10 protein-coding genes and 1 other RNA gene are annotated in these 9,416 nt (G+C 65.0%); all 11 read left to right on the top strand.

Going from position 1 to position 9,416, the window contains the following annotated elements:
• The first annotated feature begins 139 nt into the window (after nucleotides 1-139).
• The gene (atpH, locus tag Q1K70_RS08390; RefSeq protein WP_300157793.1) at nucleotides 140-691 is read left to right on the top strand and encodes an ATP synthase F1 subunit delta; all 552 of its coding nucleotides are present in this window, start codon (nucleotides 140-142) and stop codon (nucleotides 689-691) included.
• Between the two features lie 4 nt (nucleotides 692-695).
• The gene (gene atpA / locus Q1K70_RS08385) at nucleotides 696-2,204 is read left to right on the top strand and encodes a F0F1 ATP synthase subunit alpha (RefSeq protein ID WP_300157791.1); all 1,509 of its coding nucleotides are present in this window, start codon (nucleotides 696-698) and stop codon (nucleotides 2,202-2,204) included.
• Between the two features lie 63 nt (nucleotides 2,205-2,267).
• Nucleotides 2,268-3,152, top strand: coding sequence for a F0F1 ATP synthase subunit gamma (locus Q1K70_RS08380; protein WP_300157790.1), 885 nt, complete (start codon nucleotides 2,268-2,270; stop codon nucleotides 3,150-3,152).
• Nucleotides 3,153-3,170: 18 nt separating this feature from the next.
• Complete coding sequence (gene atpD / locus Q1K70_RS08375) at nucleotides 3,171-4,583, top strand: F0F1 ATP synthase subunit beta (protein WP_300157788.1); 1,413 nt, start codon at nucleotides 3,171-3,173, stop codon at nucleotides 4,581-4,583.
• Between the two features lie 5 nt (nucleotides 4,584-4,588).
• The gene (locus tag Q1K70_RS08370) at nucleotides 4,589-5,014 is read left to right on the top strand and encodes a F0F1 ATP synthase subunit epsilon (protein WP_300157786.1); all 426 of its coding nucleotides are present in this window, start codon (nucleotides 4,589-4,591) and stop codon (nucleotides 5,012-5,014) included.
• A gap of 138 nt (nucleotides 5,015-5,152) precedes the next feature.
• On the top strand, nucleotides 5,153-5,599 hold the full coding sequence (locus tag Q1K70_RS08365) for a F0F1 ATP synthase subunit epsilon (RefSeq protein ID WP_300157784.1): 447 nt from the start codon (nucleotides 5,153-5,155) through the stop codon (nucleotides 5,597-5,599).
• Nucleotides 5,600-5,657: 58 nt separating this feature from the next.
• Entirely contained in the window at nucleotides 5,658-7,019 is a 1,362-nt protein-coding gene (glmU, locus tag Q1K70_RS08360) for a bifunctional UDP-N-acetylglucosamine diphosphorylase/glucosamine-1-phosphate N-acetyltransferase GlmU (RefSeq protein WP_300157783.1), read from the top strand.
• On the top strand, nucleotides 6,958-7,242 hold the full coding sequence (locus Q1K70_RS22140) for a cell division protein ZapB (RefSeq protein ID WP_366521670.1): 285 nt from the start codon (nucleotides 6,958-6,960) through the stop codon (nucleotides 7,240-7,242). The genes glmU and Q1K70_RS22140 overlap by 62 nt, the downstream gene beginning before the upstream one ends.
• A gap of 45 nt (nucleotides 7,243-7,287) precedes the next feature.
• On the top strand, nucleotides 7,288-7,542 hold the full coding sequence (locus Q1K70_RS08350; protein WP_300157780.1) for a cell division protein ZapA: 255 nt from the start codon (nucleotides 7,288-7,290) through the stop codon (nucleotides 7,540-7,542).
• 31 nt (nucleotides 7,543-7,573) lie between these two features.
• A non-coding RNA gene (ssrS, locus tag Q1K70_RS08345) (6S RNA) lies at nucleotides 7,574-7,755 on the top strand.
• 171 nt (nucleotides 7,756-7,926) lie between these two features.
• A partial coding sequence (gene rny, locus Q1K70_RS08340) for a ribonuclease Y (RefSeq protein WP_300157778.1) occupies nucleotides 7,927-9,416 on the top strand: 1,490 nt, incomplete at its 3' end.

Below are 9,416 nucleotides of genomic sequence, written 5' to 3'. Positions count from 1 at the left end.
CCAAGGTCGCCGTGCAGAAGCTGCGCGCCGAGCTGGCCGACGCCGTGGTCGGGGCCGCCACGACCATGCTCGAGAAGAAGCTGACCGCCAAGGACCAGGAAAAGCTTGTGGATGAATACTTAACAAAGGTGGTGTTCAATTGACCGGCAACATCGTCGCGCGCCGTTACGCCAAGGCGCTCTTCGCGCTGGCCAAGAAGGCCGGCAAGAAGGCGCCGGCGGAGTTCGGCAAGGACCTGGAGGCCTTCGCCTCCGTCCTTGAGGCGTCCCCGGACCTGCTGAAGGTCTTTGCCAACCCCGTCATCGCCGCCGCGGACAAGAAGGCGGTGCTGGCCGGCGTGGTGGGCAAGCTGGACCTGAAGCCCATGGTGGTCAACTTCCTGTCGCTTCTGGCCGACAAGGAGCGCCTGTCCTTCGTCCTCGAGGTGTCCGCCTACTACCGGACCCTGCTGGACGAGGCCGAAGGCGTCATGCGCGGGCGGCTCGTCACCGCCTACGCCCTGTCCGATCAGCGTCAGGATCAGATCAAGGCCAAGCTCGAAAAACAGTCCGGCAAAAAGCTGGTGCTGTCCTTCGGCGTCGATCCCGCCATCCTCGGCGGCGTGCTCCTCAAGGTCGGCGACAAGGTGTTGGACGCGAGCCTTCGCGCCCAACTTGAAATATTGAAAGAACAAATCAAGAGGGGTGAGTAGGGCCATGCAAATCAAAGCGGAAGAGATCAGCCAGATCATCGAACAGCAGATCCAGAACTACGAGTCTCGCGTAGAAATGAGCGAGACCGGCACTGTGCTGTCCGTCGGCGACCAGATCGCCCGCGTCTATGGCGTGCAGAACGCCATGGCCATGGAGCTGCTGGAATTCCCGGGCGGCGTCATGGGTCTGGTGCTCAACCTGGAAGAGGACAACGTCGGTGTGGCCCTTCTCGGTGAAGACACCCACATCAAGGAAGGCGACCCGGTCAAGCGCACCGGCAAGATCTTCTCGGTGCCCGTCGGCGACGCCGTCGCCGGCCGCGTCATCGACCCCCTGGGCAATCCCATCGACGGCCTGGGACCTATTGACGCCAAGGAGACTCGCGAGGTCGAAATCAAGGCGCCCGGCATCATCGCCCGTAAGTCGGTCCACCAGCCGATGAACACGGGCCTCAAGGCCATCGACGCCATGACGCCCATCGGCCGCGGCCAGCGCGAGCTGATCATCGGCGACCGCCAGACCGGCAAGACCGCCGTCTGCCTCGACGCCATCCTGGCCCAGAAGGGACAGGGCGTGTACTGCTTCTACGTCGCCATCGGCCAGAAGAAGTCCACCGTCGCCCTGGTCGCCGAGACCCTGCGCCGCTATGGGGCCATGGAATACACCACCATCATTTCGGCCACCGCCTCCGAACCGGCCTCGCTCCAGTTCATCGCCGCCTACTCCGGCTGCACCATGGCCGAGTACCACCGCGACAACAGCCGGCACGCGCTGATCATTTACGATGACCTTTCCAAGCAGGCCGTGGCTTATCGCCAGATGTCCCTGCTGCTGCGCCGTCCCCCCGGACGTGAGGCTTACCCGGGCGACGTCTTCTACCTGCACTCGCGCCTGCTTGAGCGCGCCGCCAAGCTGTCCGACAAGCTCGGCGCCGGCTCGCTGACCGCGCTGCCCATCATCGAGACCCAGGCGGGCGACGTGTCGGCCTACATCCCGACCAACGTCATCTCCATCACCGACGGACAGGTCTACCTCGAGCCGAACCTGTTCAACGCCGGCATCCGCCCGGCCATCAACGTCGGTCTGTCCGTCTCCCGCGTCGGCGGCGCCGCTCAGATCAAGGCCATGAAGCAGGTCGCCGGCACCCTGCGCCTTGACCTGGCCCAGTACCGCGAACTGGCCGCCTTCGCCCAGTTCGGTTCCGACCTGGACAAGGCCACCCAGCTCAAGCTCAACCGCGGCGTGCGCATGGTGGAGCTGCTCAAGCAGCCCCAGTACAAGCCCATGGCCGTTGAGGAGCAGGTGCTGTCCCTGTTCGCCGGCACCCGCGGCTTCATGGACGACGTGCCCGTCGAGGCGGTGCGCAAGTTCGAGGAAGGCATGCAGGAGTACTTCCACAACGCCAAGAGCGACATCCTGGCCGAAATCCGGGACAAGAAGGCGCTTGACGACGGCCTGATCGCCAAAATGGGCGCGGCCATCGAAGAGTTCAAAAAGGGCTTCAAGGCTTAATCGGGCTGTTGCCGAAAACAATCGCGTTTTTCGCAACGCAACGACAGGCCTAAAGGGGGAGCCATGCCTGCGCTCAAAGACGTAAAAAACAAGATCACCGCGGTCAAAAAGACCAAGCAGATCACCAAGGCCATGAACATGGTGGCCTCGGCCAAGCTGCGCGGCGCCCAGGCGCGCATCGAGCGGTTTCGCCCCTATGCCGACAAGTTCTACGAAATGCTCGGCGAACTGGCCAAGGGGGCCGATCCCTCGGTCCATCCGCTGCTCGAAGCCCGCGAGGAAGTGAAGACCGTCCTGCTGGTCGTCATCACTTCCGACCGCGGCCTGTGCGGCGCTTTCAACCACAACATCGCCTCGGCCGCCCTCAAGTTGGCCAAGACCAAAGCCGCCGAAGGCAAAACCGTCAAGGTGCTGTGCGTGGGCCGCAAGGGCCGCGACGTGTTCCGCCGCACCGAGTTCGAGATCGTGGCGGCCTACGTCAACGAGATGAGCTCGTTCGACTTCTCGCTGGCCAGCCGCATCGGCAGCGAAGTCATCGGCGGGTACGTCGGCGGCGCCTATGACGAAGTGACCATGGCCTTCGGCAAGTTCGTGAGCCTTGCCCGGCAGGAAGCCACCCTGCTGCCGGTTTTGCCCCTGTCCCCGGCCGAGGCCGGCGAGGTGGCGGCGGAGCCGGCCGGTCCCAAGGCCGAGTACCTCTACGAACCGTCGGTGGAAGGCCTGTTGGCCGAGCTCCTGCCTCGGTTCATCAATGTCCAGATCTACCGCGGGCTGCTTGACACCTCGGCCAGCGAGCATGCCGCCCGCATGCGGTCCATGGACAATGCCACCAGGAACTGCGACGACCTCGTCAGCTCGCTGACCCTGGTCTACAACAAGGCCCGGCAGGCGGCCATCACCAAGGAACTGATGGACATCGTCGGCGGTTCCGAAGCACTCAAGGGATAACCAAGGGGGCATCATACAATGAGCGCGACAAGCGGAAATGTCGGAAAAATCGTTCAGGTCATCGGCGCCGTTCTCGACGTCGAATTTCCTGAAGGCAAATTGCCGAGCATTTTGAATGCTCTCGAGATCAAAAACACCAACAACCCCTACGCCGAAGACCTCGTGGTCGAAGTGGCGCAGCACCTCGGCGACAACGTCGTGCGCTGCATCGCCATGGACTCCACCGACGGTCTGGTGCGCGGCATGGAAGCCAAGGATACCGGCGCTCCCATCAGCGTCCCGGTCGGCAAGGGCACCCTTGGCCGCATCCTGAACGTCGTCGGCCGTCCGGTGGACGAAATGGGCCCGGTCGAGGCGACCAGCTCTCTGCCCATTCACCGCCAGGCCCCGCCGTTCATCGACCAGTCCACGAGCATCCAGCTGCTCGAAACCGGCATCAAGGTCGTCGACCTGCTGATTCCCTTCCCCAAGGGCGGCAAGATGGGCCTTTTTGGCGGCGCCGGCGTCGGCAAGACCGTCATTCTCATGGAGCTGATCAACAACATCGCCAAGCACCACGGCGGCCTCTCGGTCTTCGCCGGCGTCGGCGAGCGCACCCGTGAGGGCAACGACCTCTACAACGAGTTCAAGGAAGCCGACATTCTGGGCAAAGCCTGCCTTGTCTACGGCCAGATGAACGAGCCCCCCGGAGCCCGTTCGCGCGTCGCCCTGACCGGCCTGACCTGCGCCGAGTACTTCCGCGACGAGGAAGGCCAGGACGTGTTGCTCTTCATCGACAACATCTTCCGCTTCACCCAGGCCGGCTCCGAAGTGTCCGCGCTTCTTGGCCGTATGCCTTCCGCGGTCGGTTACCAGCCGACGCTCGGCACCGACCTCGGCGCTCTGCAGGAACGCATCACCTCCACCAAGAAGGGTTCCATCACTTCGGTGCAGGCCGTTTACGTGCCCGCCGACGACTTGACCGACCCCGCGCCGGCCACCACGTTTTCGCACTTGGACGGCACGCTGGTCCTTTCGCGTCAGATCGCCGAGCTCGGCATCTACCCCGCGGTGGATCCCCTCGACTCCACGTCGCGCATCCTGGACCCGCAGGTCCTCGGCGGCGAGCACTACGCCACGGCCCGCGAAGTCCAGCAGATCCTGCAGAAGTACAAGGACCTCCAGGACATCATCGCGATTCTGGGCATGGACGAGCTTTCCGACGAGGACAAGCTCACCGTGTCCCGGGCCCGCAAGATCCAGCGCTTCCTGTCGCAGCCCTTCTTCGTCGCCGCGCAGTTCACCGGCAAGGAAGGCCGCTACGTGAAGCTCGAGGACACCGTCAAAGGCTTCAAGGAAATCATCGAAGGCAAGCACGACGACATTCCCGAAGGCGCCTTCTACATGGTGGGCGACATCAACGAGGCCGTTGAGAAGGCCCAGAAAGGTTAATCGCCATGGCCCAACTCCTCCTTGAAATCGTCACTCCGGACAAGCTCGTCTTGTCCCAGGACGTGGAGTACGTGGGCGCGCCGGGTCTGCTTGGCGAATTCGGCGTGATGGCCAACCACATTCCGTTTCTGTCCGCCCTTGGCATCGGCAGCCTGATGTACAAGGTCGGCGGCAAGGCGAACTACGTCTTCGTCTCCGGCGGCTTCGCCGAGGTGTCCGGCAACAAGGTGACGGTCCTGGCCGAAGTGGCCGAGCGTCCCGAGGACATCGACGTCGAACGCGCCCGCAAGGCCCAGGAGCGCGCCAAGCAGCGCCTGGAACGCGAAAAGGAGAAGGTGGACTTCGCCCGGGCTCAGGCCGCGATGCAGCGCGCCTTCTACCGCATGAAAGTGCGCGAGACCGCCGGCTCCGTCGCCTCCACGGCCCACTAGCCGAAACGGAACACGCTTGATGTACGAGCGGGCGGGTCTTCGGATCCGCCCGTTTTTTACGTCCGGCCCCGTCTTTCAACCCGGGCCGATCCCTGATAGGGTGCGGCCGACCGATGCACGTACGTTGAAGGAAGCACCATGGCCAAGACCCTTGCTGTCGAAATCGTCACGCCGGATCGCCTGGTCCTCGGCCAAGAGGCGGATTCCGTCACCATGAGCGGCGTGGCCGGTGAATTCACCGTGCTGCCGCTGCACATCCCTTTTCTCTCCGCCCTGGCGATCGGGACCGTGGTGATCCGCCGCGCCGGCGCGGCCAAGTCCGTCTTCGTGTCCGGCGGTTTCGCCGACGTGACGGCGGACAGGGTGCTGATCCTGGCCGAGGCGGCGGAGCTGCCCGAGGAGATCGACGCGGAGCGCGCCCGCAAGGCCAGGGAACGGGCCGAGGCGCGCCTGGCCGTCCAGCACCGCGAAGACGTCGATTTTACCCGGGCCAAGGCGGCGTTGCAGCGCGCCCTCCTGCGCCTCAAGCTTCATGGATCGAGCGGCAAGGGCCTGGGCGGCGTCTCTGCCGGCCTCGCCCGATGATGACGGCCCGAGCGGCCTGTTTTCCCCATCCCTACGACATCCTTCCCGGAGACGACCCATGCACGAGCGCATCGGCGCACTGATCCTGGCCGCGGGCAAGGGCACGCGCATGAAAAGCGACGCGCCCAAGGTGCTCAAGACCCTGCTTGGCGAACCCATGCTCTGGTACGGGCAAAACGCCCTGGCCGGGCTTTTCGGCCGGCGCGTGCTGACCGTGGTCGGCCATCGGGCGGACCTGGTCGCGGCGGCTTTTCCGCATCTGACCGACCGGTTCGTGCTCCAGGCCGAGCAGCTCGGCACGGGCCATGCCCTGGCCCAGGCCATGCCGCGCCTTTTGGAAGAAGGCTACGAACACGTGCTGGTGGCCAACGGCGACGCCCCCCTGGTGACCGCCGGGAGCCTGGCCGCCTTCATGGAGGCGGCTCTGTCGGCCCGAAGCGACGTGGCCTTCGTCTCCATCGAGCTGCCCGAAGCCGGGGCCTACGGCCGGGTGGTGCGCCGGGACGGGGCCGTGCGCATCGTCGAGGCCAAGGACTATGACGCCTCGCGCCACGGGCCGGCCACCGGGGAAATCAACGCCGGGGTCTACCTCTTGCGCCTGGCCGCCGTCGCGCCCCTGCTCTCCAGGCTCTCCAACGACAACAAGAGCGGCGAATACTACATCACGGACCTGGTCGGCCTGGCCCAGGCCGAGGGCCTGACCGTCCTGGCCGTCAACCGGGGCGACGACCCGGCCTATTGCGGCATCAACAGCCCGACCGAGCTCGTGGCGGCCGAGGAGGTCCTGCGCCGGCGCATCGTGGCCGGACTGCTCGAGGCCGGCGTGGTCGTGCGGGCCGCGGACAGCGTGCGCGTGGGGCCGCGCGCGGCCGTCGCGCCCGGGGTCGAGCTGTGCGGCCCCCTGGAGCTCTACGGCGCGACGAGCATCGCCGCCGGCGCTTGCGTTTCGTCGCACAACGTCCTCGTCGACGCCGCAATCGGCGAAAACGTCACCGTGCATCCGTTTTGTCACCTGCAGGGCGCGCGCGTGGCCCGGGGAGCCCAGGTCGGGCCCTTCGCCCGGCTGCGGCCCGGGGCGGTGCTGGAAGAGGACAGCCGGGTCGGCAATTTCGTGGAAATGAAGAAGTCCACCCTGGGCAAGGGGGCCAAGGCCGGCCACCTGACCTACCTTGGCGACGCCAAGGTGGGGGCGGGCAGCAACATCGGGGCCGGCACCATCACCTGCAACTACGACGGGGTGAACAAGCACGCCACGACCATCGGCGAGGGGGCCTTCATCGGCTCCAACAGCTCCCTGGTCGCGCCGGTGACCGTCGGGGCGGGGGCCCTTGTCGGAGCCGGATCGGTGATTACCTCCGATGTGCCGGACGGCGCGCTGGCGCTGGGGCGCGGCCGGCAGGTGGTCAAGCCGCGCAAATGAGGCGGCGGCTTGCTTTCCAGGACGTTCCAGGATAGGAATGGGCATGGACATTTTTGATACGCTTGAAGACCGGGTGGAAAAGCTTCTGGCCCGTAAAAAGGCCCTGGAAGAGGAAAACGCCGCCCTTCGGGCCGAGGCGTCGCGGCTTGCCGACGAGAAGAAGGCCGTGGCTGACAGGATCGACGGTCTCCTGGAAAAGCTCCAGGCGGAACTCGATTCGTAAACGCCAGGCCGGTTGGCCGGTCGGGCAGGATTTCCCGGTACGCCGATGCCCAGCTACAATTTGTCCATTTTGGGCCTTGAATTGTCGTTTAAGACGGACGCGCCGCAGGAGCGCGTCGATTCCGCCAAGGAATTGGTGGAACAACGATACAACATGTTGAAGGCGGGCGGGAAAGCTCTCGGCAAGGAGAAATTGCTGGCCTTTGTCGCATTGGGTCTGGCCGATGACGTGCTCATGTCGCACCGGCAGCTTGGCGACCTCGAATCGCGGGTCTCGCGGCTGCTGACAAAGATAGATTGAAGCCCGTCGCCTAGCGGCGGCAAAATGGAAAAGTTCCCTGGAGTGTGCGTGATCGTTAATTTATTTTTGAGCCGATACTCAAAAATAGGATGCCGCGACGCGTGGCCGGTGAGCGTGCCCGGCATCGTCCGGGTGGCCTGAAGGTCAAACAGGGGCGTCCACCTTGGTTGCCAAGGTTCAAAAGAATTGACGACACGGCGCTCCGGGGCTTTTACATAAACCAGGATGCACGCCTCTGTCGGCCCGAAGCGGCGGCCGGCGGACGCAAAAGGCCTGGAATCGCGCCATTCCCCGTGCGGCCGCGCAAGGCCCGCAACCAGGATTGCCCCGGAATCCTGACTCTTTTCATGCGTGCCCTTTCCCCTCCCCGCTTCGGGAGAACCAATGGAATTCTCGACCATATTCATGGGCATCTTCGGCCTCGGACTCGGCGTGCCCGCCGGCTACTTCCTCGACAAGTGGATTTCCCAGAAGACCCTCAACGAAGCCAAGACCCTGGCCGACCGCATCCTCGACGAGGCCCGCAAGGAAGCCTCGGCCCACAAGAAGGAAGTCGTGCTGGCCGCCCAGGACGACCTCTTCCGCCAGAAGCAGGAACTCGAAAAGGAGTACCGCGACAAGGTCTCGGCCGTGGAGGAGAAGGAGGAGCAGGTGCTGCGCCGCCGCGAGCGCCTGGAGGAGAAGCAGGAGCAGATCGTCCAGAAGGAATCCGAACTCCTGGCCGTGGAGAAGCGCCTCACCGGCAAGGAGCGGGAACTCGACGAGAAAGGCGAGGAACTCTCCCGCCTGGCCGAGGAACACGACAAGCGCCTGCAGGAGATTTCCGGCCTGACCATGGAAGAGGCCAAAAAGCGCCTCATGACCGAGATCGAGTCCAAGACCCGCCACGACGCCGCCCGCATGATCCGCCAGATCGAGATGGAAGCCAAGGAGACCGCCGACAAGAACGGCAAGAAGATCCTCGCCCTGGCCATCCAGCGCTACGCCGGCGACTTCGTGGCCGAGCAGACCGTCACCGCCGTGACCCTGCCTTCCGAGGAGATGAAGGGCCGCATCATCGGCCGCGAGGGCCGCAACATCCGCGCCCTGGAAGCGGCCACCGGCGTGGACCTCATCATCGACGACACGCCCGAGACCGTCATCCTCTCGGCCTTTTCCCCGCTCAAGCGGCAAATCGCCAAGATGGCCCTGGAGCGCCTCATCACCGACGGCCGCATCCATCCCGCCCGCATCGAGGACATCGTGAAAAAGTGCGAGCAGGAGCTCGACGTCAAGGTCCGCGAGATCGGCGAGCAGGCCACCTTCGACTGCGGCGTCCACGGCATCCACCCCGAGCTCGTGCGCCTGCTCGGCCAGCTCCAGTACCGCACCAGCTATTCGCAAAACGTGCTCCAGCATTCCCTCGAAGTGGCCACGCTGGCCGGCATCATGGCCGCCGAGCTCGGCCTCGACGTCAAGCGGGCCAAGCGGGCCGGCCTGCTCCACGACATCGGCAAGGCCGTGGACCACGAGATCGAAGGCCCCCACGCCGTCATTGGCGCGGATCTGGCCAAGAAGTTCGGCGAACCCGGCGACATCCTCCACGCCATCCAGGCCCACCACGAGGACGTGCCGCCCAAGTCCGTGCTGGCGACCCTGGTCCAGGCCGCGGACAGCCTCTCCGGCGCCCGCCCCGGCGCGCGCAAGGAGCTGCTGGAAAGCTACGTCAAGCGCCTGGAGGAGCTCGAGAACCTGGCCCTGGACTTCAACGGCGTGGCCAAGGCCTACGCCATCCAGGCCGGCCGCGAGATCCGCGTGGTGGTCGATTCCGAGAACGTGGACGACGACAAGACGTTTCTGCTCTGCAAGGACATCGCCAAGCGCATCGAGGACAA

Origin of the sequence: Solidesulfovibrio sp., assembly GCF_029978005.1 — a bacterium.
Taxonomy (GTDB): Bacteria; Desulfobacterota; Desulfovibrionia; order Desulfovibrionales; family Desulfovibrionaceae; genus Solidesulfovibrio.
This window is presented reverse-complemented; position numbering and strand designations above follow the sequence as displayed.

Bases quoted from the DNA above. Each gene is read 5' to 3' on its own strand.
- Q1K70_RS22140 (WP_366521670.1), top strand. From the start codon at position 6,958: ATGTGCCGGACGGCGCGCTGGCGCTGGGGCGCGGCCGGCAGGTGGTCA.
- Q1K70_RS08370 (WP_300157786.1), top strand. From the start codon at position 4,589: ATGGCCCAACTCCTCCTTGAAATCGTCACTCCGGACAAGCTCGTCTTG.
- Q1K70_RS08350 (WP_300157780.1), top strand. From the start codon at position 7,288: ATGCCCAGCTACAATTTGTCCATTTTGGGCCTTGAATTGTCGTTTAAG.
- glmU (WP_300157783.1), top strand. From the start codon at position 5,658: ATGCACGAGCGCATCGGCGCACTGATCCTGGCCGCGGGCAAGGGCACG.
- atpA (WP_300157791.1), top strand. From the start codon at position 696: ATGCAAATCAAAGCGGAAGAGATCAGCCAGATCATCGAACAGCAGATC.
- atpD (WP_300157788.1), top strand. From the start codon at position 3,171: ATGAGCGCGACAAGCGGAAATGTCGGAAAAATCGTTCAGGTCATCGGC.
- Q1K70_RS08380 (WP_300157790.1), top strand. From the start codon at position 2,268: ATGCCTGCGCTCAAAGACGTAAAAAACAAGATCACCGCGGTCAAAAAG.
- Q1K70_RS08365 (WP_300157784.1), top strand. From the start codon at position 5,153: ATGGCCAAGACCCTTGCTGTCGAAATCGTCACGCCGGATCGCCTGGTC.